The 26,179-nt window shown below is 60.7% G+C and carries 22 protein-coding genes; 7 read left to right on the plus strand and 15 right to left on the minus strand.

Annotation, left to right across the window (positions count from 1 at the left end; genetic code table 11):
- Positions 1–109 precede the first annotated feature (109 nt).
- The 6 genes from exbB to KGB25_RS01750 all read left to right on the plus strand — a co-directional run bounded on the left by exbB (position 110) and on the right by KGB25_RS01750 (position 7,019).
- Positions 110–1,078 carry a tonB-system energizer ExbB gene (gene exbB / locus KGB25_RS01725; protein ID WP_192420536.1) on the plus strand — a complete coding sequence of 323 codons (969 nt, stop codon included), beginning with the start codon at positions 110–112 and terminating at the stop codon, positions 1,076–1,078.
- Positions 1,079–1,084: 6 nt separating this feature from the next.
- Complete coding sequence (gene exbD, locus KGB25_RS01730) at positions 1,085–1,513, plus strand: TonB system transport protein ExbD (protein WP_008030611.1); 429 nt, start codon at positions 1,085–1,087, stop codon at positions 1,511–1,513.
- Positions 1,510–2,256: an energy transducer TonB gene (locus tag KGB25_RS01735; RefSeq protein WP_008030614.1), complete on the plus strand. Its 747-nt coding sequence runs from the start codon at positions 1,510–1,512 to the stop codon at positions 2,254–2,256. Before exbD ends, KGB25_RS01735 begins: the two co-directional genes overlap by 4 nt.
- A 269-nt stretch (positions 2,257–2,525) precedes the next feature.
- Positions 2,526–3,455 carry a hydrogen peroxide-inducible genes activator gene (locus KGB25_RS01740; RefSeq protein ID WP_008030615.1) on the plus strand — a complete coding sequence of 310 codons (930 nt, stop codon included), beginning with the start codon at positions 2,526–2,528 and terminating at the stop codon, positions 3,453–3,455.
- Between the two features lie 9 nt (positions 3,456–3,464).
- A complete protein-coding gene (gene recG, locus KGB25_RS01745; protein ID WP_223434090.1) occupies positions 3,465–5,540 on the plus strand; it encodes an ATP-dependent DNA helicase RecG in 2,076 nt (691 codons plus the stop codon).
- A gap of 78 nt (positions 5,541–5,618) precedes the next feature.
- A complete protein-coding gene (locus KGB25_RS01750; RefSeq protein WP_008030618.1) occupies positions 5,619–7,019 on the plus strand; it encodes an aminoacyl-tRNA deacylase and HDOD domain-containing protein in 1,401 nt (466 codons plus the stop codon).
- 96 nt (positions 7,020–7,115) lie between these two features.
- Here the strand turns inward: KGB25_RS01750 and KGB25_RS01755 are convergent, their stop codons facing one another.
- A complete protein-coding gene (locus KGB25_RS01755) occupies positions 7,116–7,505 on the minus strand; it encodes a helicase (RefSeq protein WP_223434091.1) in 390 nt (129 codons plus the stop codon).
- Between the two features lie 333 nt (positions 7,506–7,838).
- On the opposite strand from KGB25_RS01755, the gene KGB25_RS01760 reads away from it, so the two are divergent.
- The gene (locus KGB25_RS01760; RefSeq protein ID WP_223434092.1) at positions 7,839–8,222 is read left to right on the plus strand and encodes a DUF6124 family protein; all 384 of its coding nucleotides are present in this window, start codon (positions 7,839–7,841) and stop codon (positions 8,220–8,222) included.
- Positions 8,223–8,412: 190 nt separating this feature from the next.
- Here KGB25_RS01760 and KGB25_RS01765 read toward each other — a convergent pair whose 3' ends face one another.
- From KGB25_RS01765 to KGB25_RS01830, 14 genes are all read right to left on the minus strand, one after another.
- On the minus strand, positions 8,413–11,028 hold the full coding sequence (locus KGB25_RS01765) for a T6SS phospholipase effector Tle1-like catalytic domain-containing protein (RefSeq protein WP_223434093.1): 2,616 nt from the start codon (positions 11,026–11,028) through the stop codon (positions 8,413–8,415).
- On the minus strand, positions 11,013–11,606 hold the full coding sequence (locus KGB25_RS01770) for a DUF3304 domain-containing protein (protein ID WP_411740549.1): 594 nt from the start codon (positions 11,604–11,606) through the stop codon (positions 11,013–11,015). The genes KGB25_RS01765 and KGB25_RS01770 overlap by 16 nt, the downstream gene beginning before the upstream one ends.
- 124 nt (positions 11,607–11,730) lie before the next feature.
- Positions 11,731–12,264, minus strand: coding sequence for a DUF3304 domain-containing protein (locus KGB25_RS01775; RefSeq protein WP_223434094.1), 534 nt, complete (start codon positions 12,262–12,264; stop codon positions 11,731–11,733).
- Positions 12,265–12,293: 29 nt separating this feature from the next.
- Positions 12,294–13,100: a DUF4123 domain-containing protein gene (locus KGB25_RS01780; protein WP_223434095.1), complete on the minus strand. Its 807-nt coding sequence runs from the start codon at positions 13,098–13,100 to the stop codon at positions 12,294–12,296.
- Between the two features lie 11 nt (positions 13,101–13,111).
- Positions 13,112–15,178, minus strand: a complete 2,067-nt coding sequence (gene tssI / locus KGB25_RS01785) for a type VI secretion system tip protein TssI/VgrG (RefSeq protein WP_223434096.1) — start codon at positions 15,176–15,178, stop codon at positions 13,112–13,114.
- 28 nt (positions 15,179–15,206) lie between these two features.
- Positions 15,207–16,208 (minus strand): serine/threonine-protein kinase, encoded by a 1,002-nt coding sequence (locus KGB25_RS01790; RefSeq protein ID WP_223434097.1) that lies wholly within the window; start codon positions 16,206–16,208, stop codon positions 15,207–15,209.
- Positions 16,205–16,933, minus strand: a complete 729-nt coding sequence (locus KGB25_RS01795) for a PP2C family protein-serine/threonine phosphatase (RefSeq protein WP_084317742.1) — start codon at positions 16,931–16,933, stop codon at positions 16,205–16,207. Before KGB25_RS01795 ends, KGB25_RS01790 begins: the two co-directional genes overlap by 4 nt.
- On the minus strand, positions 16,933–20,472 hold the full coding sequence (gene tssM, locus KGB25_RS01800) for a type VI secretion system membrane subunit TssM (protein WP_192228189.1): 3,540 nt from the start codon (positions 20,470–20,472) through the stop codon (positions 16,933–16,935). The genes KGB25_RS01795 and tssM overlap by 1 nt, the downstream gene beginning before the upstream one ends.
- Before the next feature lie 13 nt (positions 20,473–20,485).
- Complete coding sequence (icmH, locus tag KGB25_RS01805; protein WP_008030654.1) at positions 20,486–21,361, minus strand: type IVB secretion system protein IcmH/DotU; 876 nt, start codon at positions 21,359–21,361, stop codon at positions 20,486–20,488.
- 5 nt (positions 21,362–21,366) lie between these two features.
- Positions 21,367–22,698 carry a type VI secretion system baseplate subunit TssK gene (gene tssK, locus KGB25_RS01810; protein ID WP_008030656.1) on the minus strand — a complete coding sequence of 444 codons (1,332 nt, stop codon included), beginning with the start codon at positions 22,696–22,698 and terminating at the stop codon, positions 21,367–21,369.
- A 2-nt stretch (positions 22,699–22,700) separates the two neighbouring features.
- On the minus strand, positions 22,701–23,201 hold the full coding sequence (gene tssJ / locus KGB25_RS01815) for a type VI secretion system lipoprotein TssJ (protein ID WP_008030657.1): 501 nt from the start codon (positions 23,199–23,201) through the stop codon (positions 22,701–22,703).
- Between the two features lie 5 nt (positions 23,202–23,206).
- Positions 23,207–24,403 carry a type VI secretion system-associated FHA domain protein TagH gene (tagH, locus tag KGB25_RS01820; RefSeq protein WP_008030658.1) on the minus strand — a complete coding sequence of 399 codons (1,197 nt, stop codon included), beginning with the start codon at positions 24,401–24,403 and terminating at the stop codon, positions 23,207–23,209.
- Between the two features lie 17 nt (positions 24,404–24,420).
- Positions 24,421–24,561 carry a hypothetical protein gene (locus KGB25_RS01825; RefSeq protein ID WP_008030659.1) on the minus strand — a complete coding sequence of 47 codons (141 nt, stop codon included), beginning with the start codon at positions 24,559–24,561 and terminating at the stop codon, positions 24,421–24,423.
- Positions 24,562–24,654: 93 nt separating this feature from the next.
- Complete coding sequence (locus KGB25_RS01830; RefSeq protein WP_192420516.1) at positions 24,655–26,172, minus strand: sigma-54 interaction domain-containing protein; 1,518 nt, start codon at positions 26,170–26,172, stop codon at positions 24,655–24,657.
- Positions 26,173–26,179 lie beyond the last annotated feature (7 nt).

The raw sequence follows: 26,179 nt of genomic DNA on the forward strand, positions 1-26,179 counted from the left end.
TATTACTTCTGTTAACAAGAATTACTTGCAATAATGCCCGCCACTTTTGTTCTCGGCCTTCGAGGCCTGGAAGAACATTTACCGTCTTTTCCTCTCAGGTCCGGCCAGCATGACACGCAATCAATTCCCCGCTTCGCCAACCAATCGACCTCGCGCCTGGAGCGCGGTGGCCGCCCTGTTGCTCAGCCTGATGCTGGCGCCAACCGCCGCCTTCGCTGACGCACAAGCCCCGGCCACCCCAGCCGCCGCCACTGCGCCCGCTCCCGCCGACCACTCTGCCGAACACGCCGCACCGGTTGCCACCGATCCGGCCCAGGCCGTAGACGCCGCTGGTGAAGACGCGCCGCAAGTCCTCGAAGCCGACAACAGCCTGGGCATGGCCCATGACCTGTCGCCGTGGGGCATGTACCAGAACGCCGACATCATCGTGAAAATCGTGATGATCGGCCTCGCCATCGCGTCGATCATCACCTGGACCATCTGGATCGCCAAGGGCTTCGAGCTGATGGGCGCCAAGCGTCGTCTGCGCACTGAAATCGTCCACCTGAAGAAAGCGGCCACCCTCAAGGAAGCCAGTGTAACGGCAGCCAAGCCCGGCACCCTCGCCAACCTGTTGGTGCACGATGCGCTGGAAGAGATGCACCTGTCGACCAACAGCCGCGAGAAAGAAGGCATCAAGGAACGCGTCGCCTTCCGTCTTGAGCGCCTGGTCGCAGCCTGCGGTCGCAACATGAGCAGCGGCACCGGCGTCCTCGCCACCATCGGCTCCACCGCCCCGTTCGTGGGCCTGTTCGGCACCGTGTGGGGCATCATGAACAGCTTCATCGGCATCGCCAAAACCCAGACCACCAACCTCGCCGTCGTGGCTCCCGGCATCGCCGAAGCCCTGTTGGCCACCGCGCTGGGCCTGGTGGCCGCGATTCCGGCCGTTGTGATCTACAACGTGTTCGCCCGCTCCATCGCCGGCTACAAGGCGCAAGTGTCCGACGCCTCGGCAGAAGTCCTGTTGCTGGTCAGCCGCGACCTCGACCACCAGCCTGAGCGCAGCTCGCAACCGCACATGGTGAAAGTGGGGTAATCGGCCATGGGCCTGCATTTGAAAGAAGGCGCAGACGACGATCTGGCCGAGAACCACGAAATCAACGTCACGCCGTTCATCGACGTGATGCTGGTGCTGTTGATCATCTTCATGGTGGCCGCTCCGTTGGCCACCGTGGACATCAAGGTCGACCTGCCTGCCTCCAGCGCCAAACCGGCGCCGCGGCCAGAGAAACCGGTGTTCCTCAGCGTCAAGGCTGACCAGCGCCTGTTCCTCGGCGAAGACGAAGTGAAAGCCGAAGCACTTGGCGCCACGCTCGACGCCAAGACCCAGGGCAAGAAAGACACGACGATCTTCTTCCAGGCCGATAAAGGCGTGGACTACGGCGACCTGATGAGCGTGATGGACAACCTGCGCGCTGCCGGCTACCTGAAGGTCGGACTGGTCGGACTCGAGACGGCAGTGAAGAAATGATCACGACGCGCCATAAGCTGACGCGTTACGGCGGTAGCCTGGCCGTGGTGCTGGGCGTCCATGCGCTGGCCATTGCGCTGGCGCTGAACTGGACGTCGCGCCCACCTATCGAGCTGCCGCCGCAGGCGATGATGGTCGAGTTGGCGCCGGTTCCGGCACCGCCTCCTCCGGCACCACCGAAGGTGATAACGCCGCCACAACCCCCTGCGCCGGTGGAAGAGCTGCCGATCCCGAAACTGGCCGAAGTGCCGAAGGCAGAAATCACCGTACCGAAGCCGGTCAAACCCAAGCCCAAGCCTCAACCGCCCAAGCCTGTGGAGAAAAAGCCGGAGCCGCCGAAGGAAAAACCGTCCGAGGAAAAACCGAGCGAAGCGCAACCGACCCAGGCACCGTCGGAGAAATCCGCTCAACCGGCACCGGGCCCATCACCTGCGCAGCAAGCGGCCAAGGCCAGTTGGCAAGGCACCCTGCTGGCGCACCTGGCCAAGTACAAAAAGTACCCGGCCAGTGCACAGGCGCGGGGCAAGGAAGGTTTGAACCGTCTGCGCTTCGTGGTGGACGGCGAAGGTAACGTGTTGTCGTTCGAACTGGTGGGCCGCTCGGGCAATGCCGATCTGGACCGGGCCACCCTGGAAATGATCAAGCGTGCCCAACCGCTGCCCAAGCCACCGGCCGACATGCTGAACAACGGCTCCATCGAAATTGTTGCACCGTTTGTTTACTCGCTGGAACGCCGCCGCTAAAGAGAACCCTGTAGGAGCGAAGCTTGCTCGCGAAAACGGTGTGTCATTCACGAATGATTCGACTGACATACCGCTTTCGCGAGCAAGCTTCGCTCCTACAGATTCTGTGGCGGTAACAAGATATGCAAAAGGCACCCGAAAGGTGCCTTTTGCATATCCGCCAGCGGCAAACCGGCGTTACCCGGTGTCACTCGACACACTCTCTCTGATAACGTGCGTCTATCGATTGCAGCCGGTATGCTTGGCCCGCAACTTCATGGACGCTCGCTATGACTCTTACAGAATTACGCTACATCGTTACCCTCGCCCAAGAGCAGCACTTCGGCCACGCGGCCGAGCGTTGCCACGTCAGCCAGCCGACCCTGTCGGTGGGCGTGAAAAAGCTTGAAGACGAACTCGGTGTGCTGATTTTCGAGCGCAGCAAGAGCGCCGTGCGCCTGACCCCGGTTGGCGAAGGCATCGTGGCCCAGGCACAAAAAGTCCTGGAACAGGCCCAAGGCATCCGCGAACTGGCCCAGGCCGGCAAGAACCAGCTGACCGCCCCGCTGAAAGTCGGCGCCATCTACACCGTCGGCCCGTACCTGTTTCCGCACCTGATTCCGCAACTGCACCGGGTCGCCCCGCAGATGCCGTTGTACATCGAAGAAAACTTCACCCACGTGCTGCGCGACAAACTGCGCAACGGCGAGCTCGACGCGATCATCATCGCCCTGCCGTTCAACGAAGCCGACGTCCTGACCCTGCAGCTCTACGACGAGCCGTTCTACGTCCTGATGCCGGCCCAGCACCCGTGGACACAAAAGGAATCCATCGACGCCGCCCTGCTCAACGACAAGAGCCTGCTGCTGCTCGGCGAAGGCCACTGCTTCCGCGATCAAGTGCTGGAAGCCTGCCCGACGCTGACCAAAGGCAACGACGGCGCCAAGCACACCACGGTGGAATCCAGCTCGCTGGAGACCATTCGCCACATGGTCGCCTCGGGGCTCGGGATTTCGATCCTGCCGCTGTCGGCCGTGGACAGCCATCACTACGCCCCCGGCGTGATCGAAGTGCGCCCACTGACCGCGCCGGTGCCGTTCCGCACCGTGGCCATTGCCTGGCGCGCGAGCTTCCCGCGTCCGAAGGCCATTGAAATCCTCGCTGACTCCATTCGCCTGTGCTCGGTGGCCAAGCCGCCCGCGCCGGTGGCTGCGGCTTAAGTCGCTGTCATGACCGAGTTGTCGCAAGTGTCGGTCACGGCACTCAAGGGTGTCGGCGAGGCCATGGCCGAGAAACTGGCCAAAGTCGGCCTGGAGAATCTCCAGGACGTGCTGTTTCACCTGCCGCTGCGTTATCAGGACCGCACTCGCGTTGTCCCGATCGGCCACCTGCGACCGGGGCAAGATGCCGTGATCGAAGGCACCGTCAGCGGCGCCGATGTGGTCATGGGCCGGCGCCGCAGCCTGGTCGTGCGTTTGCAGGACGGCACCGGCGGGCTCAGCCTGCGTTTCTACCATTTCAGCAACGCCCAGAAAGAAGGCCTCAAACGTGGCACGCGGATTCGCTGCTACGGCGAAGCGCGGCCCGGTGCGTCGGGACTGGAAATCTACCACCCGGAATACCGCGCCCTCACCGGCGACGAGCCGCCGCCCGTGGATGAAACCCTGACGCCGGTGTACCCGCTCACCGAAGGTTTGACCCAGCAGCGTTTGCGCCAGCTCTGCATGCAAACCCTGACGATGCTCGGCCCGACCAGCCTGCCGGATTGGTTGCCGAACGAACTGGCGCGGGACTATCAACTGGCGCCGCTGGCCGATGCGATTCGTTACCTGCATCACCCGCCGGCCGATGCCGACGTCGACGAACTCGCCCTCGGCCATCATTGGGCGCAGCACCGTCTGGCCTTTGAAGAACTGCTGACTCATCAACTCTCGCAGCAGCGTCTGCGCGAAAGCATGCGCTCCCTGCGCGCGCCGGCGATGCCAAAAGCCAGCCGATTGCCGGCCCAATACCTGGCCAATCTCGGCTTCAATCCAACCGGCGCCCAACAACGCGTCGGCAACGAAATCGCCTACGACCTCAGCCAGCACGAACCGATGCTGCGCTTGATTCAGGGCGACGTCGGCGCGGGCAAAACCGTGGTCGCCGCCCTTGCCGCGCTCCAGGCACTGGAAGCGGGTTATCAAGTGGCGTTGATGGCGCCGACCGAGATCCTCGCCGAGCAGCACTTCATCACCTTCAAGCGCTGGCTCGAACCGCTGGGCATTGAAGTCGCGTGGCTGGCCGGCAAGCTCAAAGGCAAGAACCGCGCGGCCGCGCTGGAACAGATCGCCAGCGGCACGCCGATGGTGGTCGGCACTCACGCGCTGTTCCAGGACGAAGTGCAGTTCAAGAACCTCGCGCTGGCGATCATCGACGAACAACACCGTTTTGGCGTGCAACAGCGCCTGGCGCTGCGGCAGAAAGGCGTCGGCGGGCGCATGTGTCCGCATCAACTGATCATGACCGCCACGCCGATCCCGCGAACGCTGGCGATGAGCGCCTACGCCGACCTCGACACCTCGATCCTCGACGAACTGCCGCCAGGCCGGACCCCGGTCAACACCGTGTTGGTCACCGACACCCGGCGCGTCGAAGTCATCGAACGGGTGCGCGGCGCCTGCGCCGAAGGGCGTCAGGCCTATTGGGTGTGCACGCTGATCGAAGAGTCGGAAGAGCTGACCTGCCAAGCGGCGGAAACCACCTTTGAGGACCTCACCGCCGCCCTCGGCGAGTTGAAAGTCGGGTTGATTCACGGCCGCATGAAGCCTGTCGAGAAAGCCGCCGTGATGGCCGAATTCAAGGCCGGCAACCTGCAACTGCTGGTCGCCACCACCGTGATCGAAGTCGGCGTCGACGTGCCAAACGCCAGCCTGATGATCATCGAAAACCCCGAACGCCTCGGCCTCGCGCAGTTGCACCAATTGCGCGGCCGCGTCGGTCGGGGCAGCGCCGCCAGCCATTGCGTGCTGCTCTACCATCCGCCGCTGTCACAGATCGGCCGTCAGCGCCTGGGCATCATGCGCGAAACCAACGACGGTTTTGTCATCGCCGAAAAAGACCTGGAACTGCGCGGCCCCGGCGAAATGCTCGGCACGCGGCAGACCGGTCTGCTGCAATTCAAGGTCGCCGACCTGATGCGCGACGCCGATCTGCTGCCCGCCGTGCGCGACGCCGCCCAGGCATTGCTGGAGCGTTGGCCGGATCACGTCAGCCCGCTGCTCGACCGCTGGCTGCGCCACGGGCAGCAATACGGCCAAGTGTGAGCACCGTCGCAGTTTCTGGACCCTGCCCTTAAACAAGCTGGTTATACTCCTGCAATTGTTTGAATACGGATACAGACCATGACTGAAGCTGCCCTCGTCCCCGAAACCCCGCACGCTCCGTCTGTTATTCGGCTGCTGCTCGCCAAACTGGGCATCGCCTACGAAGAAGTCCTCGACCACCACGGCCTGAACGCCTCGCGCAAAGTGCAAGCGGTGCTGCTCGACGACGCCGTGGGCGCGCTGATGGTGCTGTTCCCGCAAAGCCAGTTGCTCGACCTCAACCGCCTCGCCGAACTGACCGGCCGCCGCCTCGCCGCCGTGTCGACCGAGCGCCTGGAAAAGATGCTCGGCAAACACAACCTGAGCCTGCTGCCCGGCCTGCCGGCGCTGACCAGCTCGCCCTGCCTGTACGAAGAAAGCCTGCTGCGCGAACCGAAGTTGCTGATCAACTCGGGCGAGCCGGGCGTGCTGCTGGAAATCACCAGCGAAGCCTTCAAGACCATGCTGACCAAGGCCAGCGCCGCCAACTTCGGCGAGAACGTGAGCAGCATCCGCCCGAACCTCGACCGCCCCGACGATGACCGCGAGGAAATCACCCAGGCCGTCCAGGCGTTCACCGCGCGACGCATCCAGCAGCGCCTGGAAGCCACCATCGAAATTCCGCCACTGGCCGAGACCGCGCAGAAAATCATCAAACTGCGCGTCGACCCCAACGCCACCATCGACGACATCACCGGCGTGGTCGAAACCGACCCGGCCCTTGCCGCACAAGTCGTCAGCTGGGCAGCGTCACCGTACTACGCCTCGCCGGGCAAGATTCGCTCCGTTGAAGACGCCATCGTCCGCGTGCTGGGCTTCGATCTGGTGATCAACCTGGCGCTGGGCCTGGCCCTGGGCAAAACCCTCAGCCTGCCCAAAGACCACCCGCAACACACCACGCCGTACTGGCAGCAATCGATCTACACCGCCGCCGTCATCGAAGGCCTGACCCGCGCCATGCCGCGCGCCCAGCGCCCGGAAGCCGGCCTGACCTACCTCGCCGGCCTGCTGCACAACTTCGGCTACTTGCTGCTGGCCCACGTATTCCCGCCGCACTTCTCGCTGATCTGCCGCCACCTGGAGGTCAACCCGCACCTGTGCCACAGCTACGTCGAGCAACACCTGCTCGGCATCAGCCGCGAACAGATCGGCTCATGGCTGATGCGCTATTGGGACATGCCCGATGAGTTGGCCACCGCGCTGCGCTTCCAGCACGACCCAAGCTACGACGGCGCCTACGCTGAATATCCAAACCTCGTGTGCCTGTCCGTGCGCCTGCTGCGTAGCCGCGGCATCGGCTCCGGCCCGGATGAAGATATCCCGGATGCCCTGCTGGAACGCGTCGGCCTGACTCGCGACAAAGCTAACGACGTCGTCAGCAAAGTCCTCGAAGCCGAAGTCCTGCTGCGCGAACTCGCTTCGCAATTCACCCAAGCCTAAAAGCTTCGCGGGCAAGCCTCGCTCCTACAGGATTTCGTGATTCCTGTAGGAGCGAGGCTTGCCCGCGAAAAATCCACCTCGGTCTACCTGACCACCTCAAACCTTAGCGGCAGCCTTCGCCTTCTTCGGCTTCAAATACTTGGTCAACCCCTGAAACCAGATCACCAACGCCGGGTTACCCTTGATCTGAATCGACTTGTCCTGAATCCCCGTCATAAACGCCAACTGCTTGTTCTTCGCCTGCATCGTGGCAAAGCCATACGCCGCATCTTTAAACGCAATCGCAAACGCCGGCTCGGCATACACGCCCGACTTACTGGTAATGCGCTGATCCTTCACAAAGAAATGCCGCGCCACTTTCCCGTCCAGGGTCTGTAGCTGAAACACCAATTCCTTGTCACCCAACTGCTGTTGAAACGCAGGATTGGTCCGACTGGCCTTACCCATCAACAAACCCAGCATCCACAGAAGAAAACGAAATTTCATGCGCACAGCCTCAAAAGGAAAATGAACGGCCGGCGCAGTGTAGCGGCTTCGAGCGAGAACGCCACTATTGCGCAGTGTTAGAAGAAGATGCCGTGGTTTTTGACGCTGATGACTACCAAGTCATTGACGAAACGTTGTTGTTTAAAAGCTGATGCTTATTGAGGTTTCTACACTCACTCCTATCAGACATTTCCTGCTAAACGCCGAGCTGTCCATGAACTAGGCAACCTCTTACTTCACCGATAACCTTTGCCCGTCGCCGCGAAATCGGCGACCGGATGTGCAAGTCCGAAATCGGAGAAAACATTTTATTAACTCCAAGGATTTACACCTATGACCAATCCGACATCCAAATCGCCCGAAAATGAAGCCACTTCCCCCTACGAATCCTTAGATTCCAAGAAACTCCACGAAGCCGCCGAGCGCGCCCTCGACCATCACTTCGGCACAACTGCGGATAAACCATCGAAATCCCGCAAGGGTGCGCTCTTCATCGTCGCTCCCGACCTCCACACCGAAACCCTCCTGGCCAATGCCTCCGAAGACCTGCTGTCCATCAGCGCCATCGCCGCCGACCTGGCCGACGGTGTAGAAGGCTCCCGCCGCTCAGTCGCCCTGGCCCTCAGCAGAATGGCGGACGGTGTGCATCTGTTGGTGGAGCGAGCGCTGGACCACATTGATTCGCCGACCCCAGAAGAACATCGCGCCAAGGCGTAAGGCTGAACTGGCTAACCAAGCAAACAAAAACGGCCCCGATTGATGTTGCCAACAATCGGGGCCGTGTTCTTTTCTGGCTCAGGAACCCGGGCAGACCTTTGGTTCCTTCGCTTCAAAATAGGCTTTGTCAGGGTAATTGGGTACCAAACTAAAAGGACGGCCCACCAGAGCCGCCCTTATCTTTGTACGGCTACACGTTCTTTTCAGACGACTTCAAGTTACTGGCCTGATCAGCCACCAAGTCGAGCCAGCCACTGGGCTTGTCCTCTTCGTTCGCCGCATTCGCCAGCATACCGGCCAATGCACCCACGTCTTTCTTGCGAGCAGCTTCGACTGCTTCAAGCGCCTGATGGGCTACCAGGATTTTCTGCAGCGCCGGGGTGTTCGCTGTGGCTTCGGTCAATGGTTTCAGCGGTGGCAAGGCTGCGACTTTGGCCACCAAATCACCCGGCGCCTTCGTGAAGGTCCGTAGAGAGTCCAGATTATCGAGCATTGGTATTGCAATACCGGTAAGCGGATCGAACGCGCTGATCTCAGGCAAACCAACCTTCCCGGTAAGAATAGGACGAGCCACGTTCATGAGAGGGAGTGCCAGCAACATTCGCGGATCACGCTTTTTAATGCTCAAGCCAATACTGGCCACCGCGATACCGATACCGATGACGCGACCCGCTGTGGCAACCAAAGACAGTTGCTTGTTGGACTCGTTATCGAAATGCACCAGACGTATGCGGAAGTAATCCGTAAAGGGTTCGCGGGGACCAATGCCGGATGTGTTCATAAACCATGCACGAGAGTCGTGAACCTGATCATCGAACAGTGCAACCAGGTCTTCCTGGCCCTGCCGTACTTTGTTTGGTGCGCTGAACATCTCCTTGTAACGCGCCGTGCCATTGTCGTACAGGTAGTTGTACTCCTCGGCCTCATCCTCCTCATTGATCGCGTAGACCGTGCCGCCAACCAACATATCAATGATCGTGCTGCCGATTTTCCAGTCATCCAAAATGCCCCATTCTTTGAGGTAGTCATGGCGGAATTCGGCAGCAGCACCCAATAGCTGTACTTGGTCTAGGGGCGGATCGAAGGCTTTTTCCAAACGAATGTTGTCGACCTTTTCCTGGCCTCCGACAATCTGAACATTCAGTTGATATTCTTTTTCCTGCGCCTCGGTATACGTCGGCAGCGGCTGCCCTTGGGCGGCGGCAGCGGACTCAGCGGAGCGACGTGCATAGATCGCTTTCCATGCATCCTGTTTAGCCACGGGCATGTCTTTGTCGACGTTCGCAAAGAAACCACGCTGCGCCAGGCCACCGGCATAACGGTCGATGCGCCAGCCTGTAAGTAGTGCCTGCTCTCGTTTGATCATTTCTTCGAGGGTGCCGACTTTGACTTGAGACTGCCACGCGTTGAAGCGCTTGATCAGCTCGTCTGAAACGTTGAATTCGATCTCCGTATCAGGGGCCATAACACGCCAGATTTCATGAACGTCGGGTTGATGTGCCGGTTCGGGGACTTGCAAAGGTGCGCCTGCTTTAAAAGCTTCCGCGTATAGATGATGAAGCGGAATCTGCGATACCAAATAATCTGTACCCGGTAGTGCCTTACCCTGATTACCAGGTGAGTAACCGCCACCTACATCGGAGTGCACACCGGGGTACAAAAATTCTTCGGTTCCACTTCGATAACTGGATGCTTGTGTATCATCTCGTTGGCCCGCTGAGTTTTTGGGCCTGCGTCGAATAGAGTCCAAGGGAAAGCTGGCACGCTGCTCATGCGCCGATACCAAATGAACGCAACGTTTTAAAAAGTGACAGTCATCTGGCAAAGCAGTGCTCATGCACTTTTCTATAGCTTCATCAGGTAGGCGCATTGTGTCATCAGCCCAACCCATGTGGCCGGCGGCAAAGGGCATGCTATCCGCCATACCCACTGCCGCAACCGTGTCGCAGATGCCCAAAAATTCTATAGAAATAGGCAGTCCGGCAAAGCGGTATTCAGTTTGGCCATCGCTACCAGTGCAACGCGTCAATGTTTGCAGCCAATTGGCGAATGTCCGGGCTTGCGCGGCACCACGCGAAAATCCATACACATACAATCGCATAGCGAGAATATGAGGTTTAACTTCGGCATCGACGCGTTTTTTCAGCGCGTCTTCCAGTTTCTGAATCTCAGGTCGCATTGCTGCTTCGCGTTTTTTTTCTCCATTGGCCAAGAGACCACCGGTGAGCGCAGTCACTAGTCCAGTAGACATGGCATCTATCAGTCCGCGCATTTCAGGTACGTTGAGACCAGTCGATTCCAGTGTCTGCTTCAACGCATCGAGTAATCGAGTGAGTCCCCAGTTGATTCGGTTCTCACCCCCACTCGCAAACATAAGCCCACCATCGCTAGGCGTGTATTCGAGTATGTCAGGGAAAACCGTGCCTACTCCGGGGCTGTAGTAACGGAAATATCCTTGCTCCTGAGCTGAACTGATTCCGCCAATACTGGCATGGAACATTCGAGCAATATTGCTACGCGAGGACGGTGTCGATGCACCATCTGCCTGGTCATTGTTGTTGGTACCATCGAATGCAATGGTGATATGCAGGGACTTGCTGCAAGGTGGACCGCTTTGAATATTGCCTTTAGCCTGCAACAACTTTCGCTGCTGATTTCCAAACGCGGCTTCATCGCGTTTTTGCAGTTTAATATTTTTCGTTAACTGGCCTGGTTCTCTTGGCAATCGTCGAGCCAATGGAAAGTTTGGCGCAGCAAATGCGCTAGCAGGTTTAGGAGCACCTCCTGAACTCAAAATCTCGGACATACGGAGGACTCCTTCGAATTGAAATAAGCTCTATCTGGATAATCGGGGTGTTCCGGTGTATAGCACGTAGTAGAAACACGAACTTTATCGCAAGGCAGGAAATGAACCTGCAACGCACAAAACTTATCGTCATATTTAGGAATATCAACGACTGCTTTGTGATGAGTGTAGTTAGCGGCATGACGACTGTAATCGCCAGACTCGATTTGACCGTATTTATCCCGTTTTATAGCTGCACGCGGGGCCGGATCACTTTCCCATTCAATAATGGCTTTTAGTCCTGGATTCCAGCTTCGAGGTAGCGTGGTACAACAGGTTTGTGAACTTAACCCTCCTTGAAACGGACCTATATTGGGCCCTCCAGCGCCATTCACGGTAAATCGGTTGATGTTGCTAGATGTATGGTTATAGCCCGAGACCGGGGTGCCTAGCATCTCAGACTGTGCTTGACATGCACCTAAGTTCAACACACCAAAAAACAATAAAAAGGCATTGGCCAATCGGTGGTTGTTAGAGAACCTAATGTTGGGTACACATTGAGCGATCAAGCTATAACCTCGATAGAAAAAACTTGGCATCAACGCCGTGAAAAATTGCAGACTGCTTTCCTTACTTATACACCTAGACATATATTTGGCCGCTCCATATTTATCGGGCAATTAATTAAACATCCGGAAAACCGGGGTTGATGTTTGTGCAGGATCAAAGAATCAGACATGAAGTCAGCTCCTTAACCTGAAAATATGCTTTATCGGGATAGTTCGGATTTGAAGGCGTGTAGCAAGTTGTCGAAACCCGCACCTGATCACACGGCAAAAAATGAACCTGCAACGCGCAGACGCTTTCGCCGTATTGGGGAATATCAACAACCGCCCTGTGATATGAATACTTTTGTCTTTGTTCAGCCATGCGCTTCCTCCATGCGTCGGAGTAGGGACGCTCGCTCCAGGTACTGGAAGAACCGGGTTCAGGATCCTTCTGCCACTCGACGATTGCCTTCAGGTCCGGTGTCCAATGGCGAGGAAGCGCTCCACAGCAGACCTCACTGCCACCACCGTGGTGAGGCCCGATATTCGGACCACCAGCGCCATTCACAGTAAATCGGTTTATCGATGCGGACGTATGGTTGTAACCCGTCACCGGTGCCGCCAGCATTTTCGATGGAGCACTGCTGCAACCACTCAACATCACCACACCCCCTAACACCCACCCACGAACCAGCCAGGAAGAACTCATCCCCCCCAGCCCACGAGCGAGCCCCTCCATCAAATCAACGCCTTCGGTGGCTCATCAATCACAAACGGCGAGTTCTCCACCAGCCACTGCTCAATAAACGGTTCCCGCTCTTCCGGTTCCTTCAACCCCTTCTGATTCGCCGCGATCTGGCTGCGATACAAATGTCGAATAAGCCCCTCATTGCGGCTCAAGCCGTAGTTCTGCGGCACGGCGCAGCGGTCGACGCGGTAGGCGTCGGCTTTGGTCCAGGCGAGCAGGTTGGCGACTTGTGGGTGGTCGAACATGACGGGGCCGTTGGCCGGTGTGGGGGCGTGGCGGACGTAGTTGCCGGGCAGGCTTTGTGGGTGTTGGTCGCGGTCGAGCCAGTGCCAGGAGATGACGGCGGCGTGGAAGGCGTTGCTTTGTACCGGGGTCAGGGTTTCCGCGACGGGCAGCAGCATGCGCGGATCGTAGTAGCGCAGCACGCCTTCGGAGCGGCCCTGGTTCCATTTTGCCTGGGTGTAGCCGCGCAGGTGTTCGGCCAGCGCATCGAACGCCCAAGGGCTGAACAGGGCGACGACGTGTTTGTTGCAGTCGACGGCGCTGATGAAGGTTTTCAGCCAGGCGCGTTGGGCCGTGTCGACGCGCAGCAGCAGCGGGCCGAAATCGGCGATGGCGACTTCCGGGGTGTTTTCAAACAGCTTGGCCAGTTTTGGCCCGTCGGGCTGCTCCGCCAGTTCTTGCAGCAGCGGGTAGTCGAGGCTGGTGGCGTCGATCAACAGGTCGAGGTGCGACTGTTTCAGTTGCAGGGCGTTGACCCATAACTCATCCAGCCAGTGCACGTTGCTTGTGTACATGAAGTCGTCCTTTATCGTGCGGCCAGGGCCTGGGCGTTACGTTTGGCCCGGGCCAGGCATTCCTTGCAAACCGGGGGCGGCGCCATCGGTGCGTTGCCGAGAGCCTGAGGCGGCACGGCGCCGGCGATGTCTTTGTCCGCTGCACCTGGCAGTATCGGCGGTTTGATGCCGATCCCGGTCCCCGAGCCTGCCGAGCCGCCGGCATTGATCTTCACGATCGGTCCGACCACGGTCACGCCGCCGGCATCCAGTTTGATGAAGCTGCCACCGCCCTTGATGGTCAGTTCCGAGCCAGCCTCGATGACGATTTTCGCCCCAGCCTTCAGGTGAATCTCTTTCCCGGCGCTGGTCAGTTGTGCGGTGCCGAGTTTGACATGCTGGTTCTGCCCAATCGTCAGGTGATCATCCACCCGCGTTTCCACCTTGCGATCAGCAATCGTGGTGCGATGCTCTTCAGCCTTGAGCTCGGTGTAGGTGTTCTTCACCACCGTGTCATGCCGCTCATTGCCGACGCGAATCTTCTGGTCGTGCTCGATGTTTTCATCCCAATCCCGCTGGGCATGGATGAAGATTTGCTCCGCGCCTTTTTTGTCTTCTATCCGCAGTTCGTTGTACCCGCCGCCGCCCGGTGAGCTGAGGGTTTTGAACACGCTGCGGGTTTTGTTGGCGGGCAGGTCGTAGGGCACCTGGTTTTCCTTGTGGTACAGGCAACCAGTCACCAGCGGTTGATCGGGGTCGCCTTCGAGGAAGGTGACGAGGACTTCCATGCCGATGCGCGGGATGACGATGGCGCCGTAGCGGTCGCCAGCCCAGCTTGAGGAGACGCGCATCCAGCAGCTGGTTTTGTCGTCGGCCTGGCCTTCGCGGTCCCAGTGGAATTGCACTTTGATGCGGCCGTATTGGTCGCAGTGGATTTCTTCGCCGGCGGGGCCGGTGACTTTGGCGGTCTGGCTGCCGAGTACGCGGGGTTTTGGGTGTTGCAGTGCCGGGCGGTAGAACACGGCCCATGGGGTGGCGAGGAAGCGGTTGCGGTAGCCCTGGTGGAAGTCGTCTTTGTTGTCGGTGGTGTCGCTGGTCACGGACTCTTCGAGGACTTGCGGCTGTTTGCCTTCGTGGACGATTTCGGTGAGCAGCCAGAGGTCGTTCCACTCGGTGCGCGGGTGGTCGGACATTTCCAGGAAGTGGCCGCTGATCAAGCGGGTCTGGTCGCCGTGGCCTTCGGCTTGCTGGTAGTCGGCGCGGTGGCGTTCGAGGATGCGCTGGCTGAGGAATTTGCCGCGCGCGCGGTCGAGGAAGCGGCCGGGGTAGTCGTAGTCTTCGAGGTCTGGTTCGTCGCTCTGAACATCAGGCTTGTAGGCCGCTTCGAGTTGCAGCCGTGGTTTTTCGAAGTCGTAGTCGCGGCGGGTGGTGCGGCTGGTGCGGGTTTCCAGGCGCAGTTTGAAGCCTTTGATCACCGGTTCGTCGGCGACCATGCCGCTGCCTTGCACGTACGCGGTTGGCTGGCCGAGTTTGGGGAATACGGTCTGATCATCACCGAATACCAGCAAGTGAGCTTTTTCGCTGTGCTGGAAGTGGTAGTGAATGCCTTCCTCTTCGCACAGGCGCTGGACGAAATGCAGGTCGGTTTCGTCGTACTGCACGCAGTAGTCGCGGTCCGGGCATGGCTGGCTGAGCTGGAAGTTGTAGGCGTTGCCCTTGATGCCGTGTTCTTCGAGGATCAGCGCGATGATTTTCGGCGCGGACATCTGCTGGTAGATGCGCTGGTTGGTGCGGTGATGCAGGTATTGCAGGTGCGGCACCAGGGAGACTTTGTAGCGGGTCAGGCGCTTGCCGGCATCACCTTGGGCGACGCGGTAGATCTGGCCGTGGATGCCGCTACCCTGCGGATCGAACGCGAGGAATGCCTGTTTGTGCAGGAGTTTTTCCAGGTCCAGATCGGGGTTTTCGCTGACCAGTTCGAGGTCGAAACGATACGGCTGGCTGATGCCTTCGGTGCCGGTGAACGACAGCACTTGCAGGTCGCCCACATAGTCTTCGACAGTCAGGCTGAAGTGCGTTTCGTTAGCTGGGTTGAACATTGCTTGCTCCCTGTTCGGTAGTCATCCGTTACGCCCGAAGTCGCAGACGTTGCAGCAAAGACGAAGTGGCGCCCATGGCGTCACGCAGTTGTGCGGCGGTGATCGTTCGATCGGCCGCATCGAATGCCAGCGCCGTTCGCAGGGCTGGCCAGCAGTGTTTCGGTAGATTTTTCGGGGCGTGCAGCTCGCGTTCCAGGTGTTCGTCACGGGCCTGGGTCGAGGGCAAGCGGCGGAACGGGTGTTTGCCGCCCGCCAATTCGTAAAGCACGCAGGCCACGCCGTAGACGTCGGCGCTGGCGGACAGCGGCTGGCCTTCGAGCAGTTCCGGTGCGGCGTAGCCCGGTGTCCAGGCGTTGAAGCGGTCGCGGCTCAGGTGTGGCAGGCCTGGAAGGATGCCCTCCTCGGCCTGGCCCAGACCGAAGTCGAACAGGCGCACGCCTTCTTCGCTGAGCATCACGTTGCTTGGCTTCATGTCGCCGTGCAGCACGCCGCGCGCGTGGGCGTAGGCCAGTGCGTCGAGCAGCGGCAGCGCGATGTCGCGCAGTTCGTTCCACGGCAGGCCAAGTGGCCGCTCGCAGAGCAGTTTGTCCAGGGTCAGCCCACGCATGAGTTCCATGGTGATGAAGGCACGCTGGCAATCGGTGTCCACTTCAAAGGTGTGCGGTCGCAACACATTGTTATGGCGCAGGCGTCGGGTCAGGGCGAACTCGCTGTAGAGCAAGGCGCTGGCATCCGGCGATTCTGCAAATTCTTCGCTGAGGATTTTCAGCGCGATGTAAGGGTCGGGATCGCCGAACTGTTCGCTCAGCAAGTCCCGTGCACGGTAAACCGCGCCCATGCCGCCGGCACCGAGCAGGCGCTCGATGCGGTAACGGCCTGCCAGCACGTCCGGCAGTTCACCGACGCTGGCCCTTGTCGGCGCCAACGCGGGTTCCGCTTGATGCGACTTGGCAAACGCAAAGTAAGTCAGGTTATTGGCTTGCTCTTCGCTCATCAGCAGGTCGTCGAGCGGCGGCATGAGTTGGGTCATTGGCGGATCACCACGGCAGTCAGGTTGTCCCGGGCCGAGCCACGTAGCGCGCCGTCAAACAGACGCTCAAGCGCGACATGCGGCGCGGTCAGGCTCAGGGCGCTACCCAAGGCATCGCTGCTCAGCCCGTTGTACAAACCATCGCTGCACAACAGAAACGCATCGCCGGGGTAAACCTCGAGTTCGAGCACGTCCAGCGTCAGCTGCTCGGCCGCCCCGACCGCACGGGTCAAGGCATGCGCGGCGGGATGGGCACTGGCGTCTTCGACGCTCATCTGCTGCTCGTCGATGAGTTGCTGTTGCAGCGAATGGTCCTTGGACAGCTGGTACAAACGCTGGCCGCGCCACAGGTAACAACGGCTGTCGCCGGCCCAGATGCAGGCCGCGCGATTGCCTTCCACCAGCAGCGCCACGACGGTGCTGCCCATGATGCTGTCGTGGCGCCCGGCGGTGACGGTCAACTCCTGACCCAAGCGGCGGTTCAGCCAGTGCAGACACTGGCGAATGCCTTTGAGTCGTTCGTCGAAGTCATCCTGCGCCGGCAATTCCGCCAGGCTGGCGACGATCAACTGGCTGGCAACGTCGCCGCCCTGATGACCGCCCATGCCGTCCGCGACCACCCACAGCCCCTGCTGCGGACAGTCGAGGAAAGCATCTTCGTTGCGCGCCCGAACCTTGCCGGCATCGGTACGCGCAGCGCTGCGCCAGGGACTGGCAACCAGCATCAGAGCTGCACCGGCATGCGGAAGGTGCGCAGCACGCCCATGTCGAACGGGTTCGGCGTGCGCTGGCTGGTCAGCAAGTAGTTGGCGCGCAGGCCACCGACGTCCGCCTTCAGCACCAGCACGTCACGACCGCTGAGGTACTCGGTCTGCATCAGGTCGAACAGACGGAACAGCGACCACGGGCCGGAGTTCTTCTCGATGCCGATCGGGCGGCCCGCCATCTTGTCCATCACCAGGCTGGTGCGCCCGTCTTCAGCGTCAGTCGGCCATTTGAACGACACCGGCACAATCGGGCCGTGACGGTACTCGATGGTCTTGTCGCCGAACTTGAACTCGGAACGGCTGACGGCCGGGTCGAGGGTGTACGGCTCCAGTTTGAACTGCACTTGCGGTTCCGCCGGGTTGATCGAGAAGAAGCTCTGGCGGATCACTTGGGCCGCGGCCATCTGGTCGAGGTAGACCTTGGAGATCGGCATGCTGTGACCGTCAATGCTGCGCAGACGGTAGTTGCCCGGATCGCCACTCACGAACGGACGCATGTAGGTATCAAAGAAGCGATCGGCAATGCCCTGCGCCTTGAAGAACTCGCGGAAGTCGCTGATCGCCACGTCGCTGGTGCTGTGGGCGCTGAACGGGTAGCGCTTGTTGATTGCCTTGCCGTAGAAGCTGTACAGCTCGCTTTGATAACGCTGGTTCAGGTACTGGTAGGAATCGTTGAGCACCAGACGCCAGGTGTCTTCAGCCAGCACGTTGAACCACACACTGACCGGGCGCGGCAGACGGTTCGAGGCACTGCGCAGGTTGCTCAGCGCATCACGCTGGCCGCTCATGCGGGTCTTGGCCATTTCGAACGCGGCCTGCTCCGGCGCACTGGCGCGCGCAAGGCTCGACAGTTGCATTTGCAGGTCGTTGAGCGCCGTCAGCGCCGGGGTCAAATCAGCGGCCGGGCCGTTGTTGTCATCCAGCAAACGGTGCAGCGGTTCGAAGCGGCGTTGCAGGGATTTCTTCGCGGTGTCCGGCAGGTTTTTGATCGCCGCCATGTCCGAGGCTTTGTCCGCGGCGGCAGACGCCAGTTTGCCCAGCTTGCCCAATTTGCCTTTCTGCTCGCCCAGTGCGGCAGCGGCATCAGCCGCTTGATCGACCGCCTCGGCTTCTGCCGGGAACCGGGTGTTCTCGCGCACTTCCACCAGCAGTTGCAGCACCGGCGAGTTGGCCGAGGTCAGGCCCGCCAGTTGCTCGGCGCCCTCACTGAAATCGCTGATCGGAGGCAGTGCAACCTGGCCCACGGCTTCGCTCCAGAAGTTGGCGTAGTCGCGGAAATACAGCTGCTCCAGTTCGACCATCAGGCGACGCAAGTCCATGCCGCTGATGCCTGAACCTTCGCCCAGCACCCAGTTGTCACGCAGGATGTCGGTGACCAGCGCACTGCCCTGCACCGAGAAATACTGCTGATAACCCTGCTGGGTGTAGAAGCCCGGGATCACGTAATCGGTGCCGACAAACAGCGCACCTTGCGGGCCCAGGTGTTGGCTCAAACGGTATTCCGGCAGGTCTCGGGCCTGCTCGCGCAGCATCCGGTAAACCACGTTGGCCAGCGACTCGCTGCGCAATACCTGACGCGCCTGAGCCACCAGTTGATCGTTCAGCGGGTAGATAAACGGAAGCTTGAGCAAGCGCTCGAAGTGCGTGTTCAGGCCGTTCTGCACCGCCGTGTTGCCGGCGTAACGCAGGGACCAGTCAGTCGCGACCCAATCCTTGAGCCACACCGCATCGCGGCGATCTTTCATGTTCAGCATCAGGTACGCGCGCAAGCTGTTGAGCAGGCGTTCGCGGTCCTTCATGTTGGCGCGGATCTGCCCTTCCAGCAGGGTCGCGACCTTCGGCAGCAATTGCTTTTCGAGCTCGCGCTCGTAAGCCGCCTTGACCACCGGGTTGACGTCTTCGCCCTGATACAGACCGCCACGCTCGTGGTAACCCACGTCACCCTTTTTCGGGAACACCTGGGTCGCTGCGTAGCTGGTGTCGAGGGTCTTCAGTACCGCCATCGAATCATCACGGGCGGTCAGGGCCGAGCGCTGTTGCGTCCAGGTTTGTGCCAGGTTGCGCAGGTTTTCCAGGCGCTCATAGTTGGCCGAGAAACCGCTCGCCCACAGCAGGCCGAACAGGCCCAACGCCGCCAATGCACCGACGTACAACGCACGCTGGCCCCAATGGATGCGGCTGCGTTCACGCTTGTCCAGACCGGCCAGATCGGCCTCAGGGAAAATCACCCGGCTGAGCAAATGGTGAATGAACCGCGAACGGCCGCTGCGCAGGGTCGGCAATACGCCGGAATTGATCCCCAGATTGGCGCCGATGCCGGCGGTGGTCTGGTCCATTTCCTGGGTCAGGTGCGGTGCGCTGGTCAGGTAGAAACCGCGCAACTGGCTGACACGCTGGTAACGGTTGCCGGTGAACGCCATGTCGACGAACAGGCACAGGCGCTCGCCGATCTGCCCCAGTTGATGCGGGAAGTCGAGGATGCGGCCACGGCGCTGGGTGTCGCGCTCCTGGTGCATGCGCATGATCACCTGGCTGTTCAGGCGGCGCAGCAGCTCTTCGAACTCGGCGCGCAGCACGGTGACGTCGGTGCCGCTCTGCTCTTTGCGGAAGCTGGTGCCGAGCACCTGATCGCTCTCTTCGCGGGTCAGCTGGTCGAAGAACTCGTCGAAACCGAGCAACTGGTCAGCCTTGCTGAGGACCAGATAGATCGGCACATCGACGTGCAGTTTCTGATGCACGTCTTGCAGGCGCGCACGCACCTGACGCGCCAGCGTCTCCAGATCCTGCTCGTTAGCGCCCAGCAGCAATTCCACGGGAATGGTCACCAGCACGCCGTTCAACGGACGGTTGCGACGACGCTTGCGCAGCAGGTCGAGCAAAGTGCTCCAGGCGCTGCCGTCGACTTCGGCATCCGCCTGGGTCAGGTAACGTCCGGCGGTGTCGATCAGCACACCGTGGTCGGCGAAATACCAGTCGCAATGCCGGGTGCCGAGGGTGTCGCGGGTCAGTTTGCGGTCGATCTTGTTGATCGGAAACTCAAGGCCCGAGAAGTCCAGCAGGCTGGTCTTGCCGCTGCCCTGCGGACCGATCAGCAAGTACCACGGCAAATCGCTGCGCCAGCGCTCGCTGCGGCCGCGATAGAGGCTCGAGGTCTTCAGGGTTTTCAGGGCGTCCTTGAAACGCTCCTTCAACTCCTTCTGCTCTTCGTCGATCAACTCTTCACGGCGGATACGATCCTGACCATCCTCAGTCTCTTCGACCGCTTTCTTGCGTACACCGGCACGCCAGCTGACGAAGACCATGGTCAGGCCCCAGATCAGGAACAGCACACTGATGGTCAGCAGGCGGGAGGTCGAACCTTCCCAGAACTTGTAGTCATCGACGGCCAACAGCGGCCCGACAAACCAGACCAGCAGTGCGACGAACAGCACCAGCAGCAAGGTCCAGACCCAGGTCTGGCGCACGAACGCGCCGACTTTCTTGAAAAACTTTTTCATCACACGTCCCTGTTTACGGCTGCGACAGCGGCTGGGCCGCGGCGGAATCCAGCGGCTGATAAGGTTGCAGAACGGTGTCGCGCTGCTCGCCCAAGACCCAGGCGAAGCCCGAATACATCACCACCAGGCAGACCACGGTGAACAGCACCACCATCCACGCCGGCACGATGCGCACCAGGCTGCGACGCTGGTCGTTCAAGCCTTCCCAATGCGGCGACAGTTCACGCGGCACGTCGCCGCGCAGCTGACGAATCTGCCGATACAAGGCGTCGCGGATGCCTTCGAGTTCGAGCATGCCGCGCGCTTGCACGCGGTACTTGCCTTCGAAACCGAGGGACAGGCACAGGTACATCAGCTCCAGCATCGGCAGGTGCTTGACCGGGTTTTTCGACAGGCGATCCAGCAGCTGGAAGAACTTCTCGCCACCGAAGGTTTCGTTGTGGAAGCTGCTGAGCAGGCTCATCTGCGACCACTCGCTTTCGTTGCCCCACGGCGTGGTCACGACGGCTTCGTCGACCACGGTGCAGAGCACGTAACGCGCAGCCATCACCTGGCTGCTTTCGGCGCCGTTGTGCAGCGCACGCACTTCAAACAGTTTCAGCCCGGCGGTCAGGCGCTCGTTGAGCGCGTACATGTCTTCGCGGCTGTCGCTGTGCTTGAGGCGAACCACTTCCGACAACAGGTCGGAACCGGCGGCCACCAGCGAATTGAGGCTGATGTTGAAGGTCTCTGCCGGGCGCAGGCGGGCGGCGTAGATCATCCGCTCTTCGAGTTGTTCGAAACGCGGCGGTGCGGCGAAGTCGGTCAGCGGACTTTGCGCCGGGCCGTGGCCCTGGCGGTCGAGCAAGACGGTTTTATCGTCCTGATGGTGTTCCATGTCCTTGATCATGTCGGTCAGTTCCTGATGGCCCAGAATTTCAATTCAAGCTCGGCGAATTCGCCGGACACGTGGAACGCGAAGCCGCCGGAGCGCTCCAGTTGTGCCAGGTCTTCGGAACTGAGTTCGAGGATGAAATAGGTTTTGTTGGAGTGGAACGCGATCTGCCGTGGGGCCACCGGCAACGGTTTGACCTTGATGCCCGGCAGGTGCAGGTTGACCAGTTGGCGGATGCGTTCCACCGGGCCGACCTTGAGGTGCGCCGGCAAGCGGTGGCGCAGTTCTTCGGAATCGCAGTTGGCACTGGCCGCGAGCACGAACGACGCCGAGCCCAGCAGTTTGTGGTCGTGCAACGGCGAGACGATGATCCCGTACTGACGTGCTTGCAGGACCAGTTCGATGGCGTGCTGTTCGAGCACCATCGACAGCACCTGACGAATCGCTTCCATCAGTTTGCGAAAGCTCGCGCCCTGATCGCTGTGCTGGTAACGGCTGTCCAGACGCGGGCGTTTGCTGTCGCTGGAGAAGGTCGCCAGATCACCGAGCATGGTCAGCAGCGTGCGGTACAACTCTTCCGGGTGAACCTGTTCCAGACCGAGGTAGTGACGCAGCAGCAGCTCGGTGCGGTTGATCAGTTGCAGCATCATGAAGTCGCCGACTTCCGCGCCACCGACCTTGCCGTTGGAGCGGATGCGCTCGGCGATGGTGTCGCCCCGGTGACCGAGCATGCTGATCACTTCTTTCAGGCACGACAGCAAATAGCTGGAGGAATGCGCCTGAATGTAGGTCGGCACGAAATCCGGATCGAGGCTGATCACGCCGTCGGGCGTGGTGTCGAGCACGTCGCAGATCTTCAGCTTCACGTAGGCCTGATCGCTCTGCTGCTCGCCGAGCAACAGTTTGAAGTCCGGGCGACCGCAGCTGACCTGGCTGGCGGAGTCGTCGCCGGCGTTGGAGTCGGCCACTTCCGCTTCGTACGCGGTGTAGCGCGCCAGCACGTCGGATTGCTCCGGGCGGCGCGACTCGATGTGGTTACCGGTGACCAGCGGCAGCGCCAGGTAAATCGGCGTGTTGCCGGTGTTCGGCGGCACGTCCAGCGCCAGCGGCTCGGTGTTGCCGCCGAGTTCGAACAGGCTGCCATCCGGCAGAATCCCCGAGGCCTGGCTGATCACCAGTTTGCCCATGTTGAGGAACTGCAAATCGATGTCGAGATTGAGGAAACCCCAGGTGTAACTGCCCAACAACTGCGTGCGGGTTTTCATCTGGTGGTCGTAGTAGCGATCGTTGTGCTGGAAGTGCTGCGGACGCAGCAGCATGCCTTCCTGCCAAATGACTTTATGGGAATTCATGATCAGTCATCCGCCTTGGCGAGCTTTTCGTTGCTGTTGCGAATACCGGCCTGGTCGAGGGTCAGGTCAGCCTCGGTGACTTCCAGCGGGGTGACTTGCACCGTGTAGCGCCATTTGGTTTCCGGCAGGTCGCGGTAGGCCGCGAGGATCCCGACGTAACGGCTGCCCTCCTCCACACTGAGTTTCAGCTCAATGGTTTCGCCCGGGCGCAGTTCGAGTTCTTCGCTGGCCACCAGGTCCGGGGCCAGGGATTCCTTGGCGCGCTCGTACAGGCTGAAGAAGTCGGCATTCTCGAACGTCACCGGGTGCTTGAGCTCGAACAGACGCACGACAACCGGCGACGGGCGCCCGTTGAGGTCCGGGTTCAGCTGATCGCTGCCGGTGAGCTTCAGGTTGACCTTGGTCACTTTGGAATACGGCGACAGCGACGAACAACCGGCCAGCAGCACCAGCACCGCGAACGCAGTCAGCATCTTGAAAAAAGCGGTCGAGCAGCGAGACATGCGCATCATCCTTGGTGGTCGGTGTGAAGGGTGGAAATCAGGCGGATCTGTTCTTCGTAGGCCTGAGCGAAGTCGCGGGCCAGCAGGCGCTCACTCCAGTCATCGTCCTGACGCAAGGCCTGGTGATAACGACCGTACGCCCTCCAGCGGCTGCCAGACGTGGCCAGCAACGGCTTGTTGTCGCGCTCGAAACGCAGGGTCAGTTGCTGCGGCGAGAAGTGTTCCAGGGTGCCGCGAACGGCGGCGCGGCTGGCGGTCAGCAAGGCCACCTGATGCGCCTGCAAATCGCGGAACGCACGGGAGATCGACTGCTCGGCCGGCAATTGGCCCGGCTTGTTCGGCTGCAACAGAATGCCCAGCGCCTCACCGGCATCGACGGCGAATTTCAGCGGGTTCTTGTTCGTGCCTTGCACGGTGGTCTGGGCCAGACGCAGTTCGTTTTTCAGTTCGCTGCGGGTGCGCAGGCTCTGCTGCAAACCGCCGACGCTTTGCTTGAGCAGGCGTGCAGCGTTCAGCGCCAGGGCTTCGCGGGCGTCGTGGTCGAGGCCTTTGAGGTCCACGCCCAGCGCCGCACCGAAGTGCTCCCAGAAACCTTCGCTCTGGCGCTCAGGCGCTTTTGCGACAGGGCTTGGCGCAGGTTCGGCGGGGGCGTTGATCAACTCCGGCACCATCAGGCTTTCCATGTCGATGCGCGCATAATCGGCGCGCTGACGGGTGTCCTCGATCGTGGTGCTCGGGGTGATCAACTCTTCGATTTCCGAGTACACGCGCTCTTGTTGATCAAGGGCGTTCAGCGGATCGAGGTCAAGGAACGCGTCATCCGGGATGATGCTGCCCGCTGCTTGTGGGCGACCGACTTCGACGTCGAAGGTCGCCGGGTCGCGCACCAGCCGCGCACGGATCTCGAAATCACCCAGCACGTAGGTGCTGCCATGCTCGATGCGCATCGGTTCGCCCTTGCGCAGGCGTGCGCCGCTCCCGCCATCCTGGACACCGTTGCTGCTGGTGTCGGTCAGGAAAAACGTCCCTTCGCGAAAGCTGATGTCCACATGGTGATTGGACAGGTGACGCTTGCGGTCCGGGATGATCCAGTCGCAATCCTCGCCCCGGCCAATCACGCCGCCGGCCTGCTTGAAGGTCTTCTGGCACAGCTCCGTGGGCACGAACTGCTTGGTGTTCAGCATTTCGAAAACCAATTCCATGGTGATACTCCTTGCGGTCACTTGCCGCGATTGACCGCCTGCGGATCACCCAATGGGCGATAGGTGTTGTCGTTGAATTTGTAATTGCCGCTGCAGCCGCCAAGGCCGCATAGAACGACGAGGGTCAGCAGGACGGCTTGCCAGTGACGAACAGACATCAGAGGGTCTCCAGGGGTAGACAAAGCACAAAGCGCCGGCCCGTTCGGGCGGCGCTATCAGAAGCGAATGAGGTGAAATCGACGGTCATTTGCCTAGCCATCGAAGTCACCGAGATTGATGTTCAGGCGCCCGAGGCGGTACAGCAGCGTGCGACGCGGCAGCCCGAGTTCGCGGGCCGCGAGGGTCTGGTTGCCGTCGTTTTTGCGCAGACAATCGAGCAGCAGGCTGCGTTCGACCTGCTCCAGGCGTTCACGCAGGTTCAGGCTGTTGTCTTCCGGCACGGCTTCCATGCGCAGGGAGAAATGCTCGGCCAGCAACTCGCCGCCCTCGCACAGCAACACCGCACGCTCGACCAGGCCTTTGAGTTCGCGCACGTTGCCGGGGAACGCATAACCGGACAGGTGATCCAGCGCCGCATCGGACCAACGCACCGCATCGCGTTGCAAGAACGAGCAGGCCTTGTCGGCGAAGTGCCGGGCCAGGTCGAGGATGTCGCCTTCGCGCTGACGCAGGGCCGGCAACTCGATCGGGAATTGCGCGAGGCGGTAGTACAAGTCCTCGCGGAATTTGCCTTCGCTCACCAGCACCGACAAATCCCGGTGCGTCGCGGCGATGATGCGTACATCGATTTTGTGGGTGTCGTTGGAGCCCAGCGGACGAATCTCGCCTTCCTGCAACACGCGCAGCAACTTGGCTTGCAGCGACAACGGCATGTCGCCGATTTCATCGAGTAACAAGGTGCCGCCATTGGCCGCGTCGAACAGCCCGGCACGGTCGCGATCCGCGCCGGTGAAGGCGCCTTTGCGGTAGCCGAACAGTTCGCTTTCCAGCAGGTTCTCGGGGAACGCCGCGCAGTTCTGCACGATGAACGCCTGGGAACGGCGCGGGCCGCAGTCGTGAATGGCGCGTGCGACCACTTCCTTGCCGGTGCCGGTCTCGCCTCGCAGCAGCACGGTGTACGGGCTGTGCAGGACTTTGCTGATCAGCGAATAGGTTTCGCGCATGGCCTTGCTCTTGCCGATCAAGCCGTAACCACTGGCACTCGGGACGCTGGCCTTCAATGGCCGTGCATCACCGACCGGCTGACGCAGACGTTGCAGCAGATGCAGTTGGCCGAGCACAAACGACCCCAGTTGCCCGAGGGAATCGGCAAAGCCTTGCAGGTCCATGTGTCGGCGGCTGGCGCACAGCAGCAAACCTTCGACCGCCTTCTGCTGATTGACCAGCGGCACGCACAGCAGCGACTGCCACGGCGTGGCTTGCGGCGGCAGGAAGCTGGTTTCGTGCAGGCTGCCGCTCAGTTCGCCGAGGCTCACCACACGGTTCTGGCACAGGGCGAATTGCAGCAGTTGTTCACCGTTGTAATCCGCCGGCAGGCTCGCCGATTCGCGCGGCTGCAGAATGCCGTTGAGGCACTCGGCGTTCATCCCCAGGCACGTGTGGGTCGCGTCCAGCAGGTACAGCTGCGTCAGCTCGCAACCGCTGAGTTCCGCCACGCCGCGCACGAAGTCACCCAGCAGCGCAGCGCCATCCGCCGCGCGCGACAGGCTGGCGAACTGCGCCAGCAACGCTTCGGCATACACCAGCGGCTGCGGCACTTGAGTGAACATCACACCC

The organism is Pseudomonas sp. BF-RE-21 (assembly GCF_019947305.1).
Lineage (GTDB): Bacteria > Pseudomonadota > Gammaproteobacteria > Pseudomonadales > Pseudomonadaceae > Aquipseudomonas > Aquipseudomonas migulae.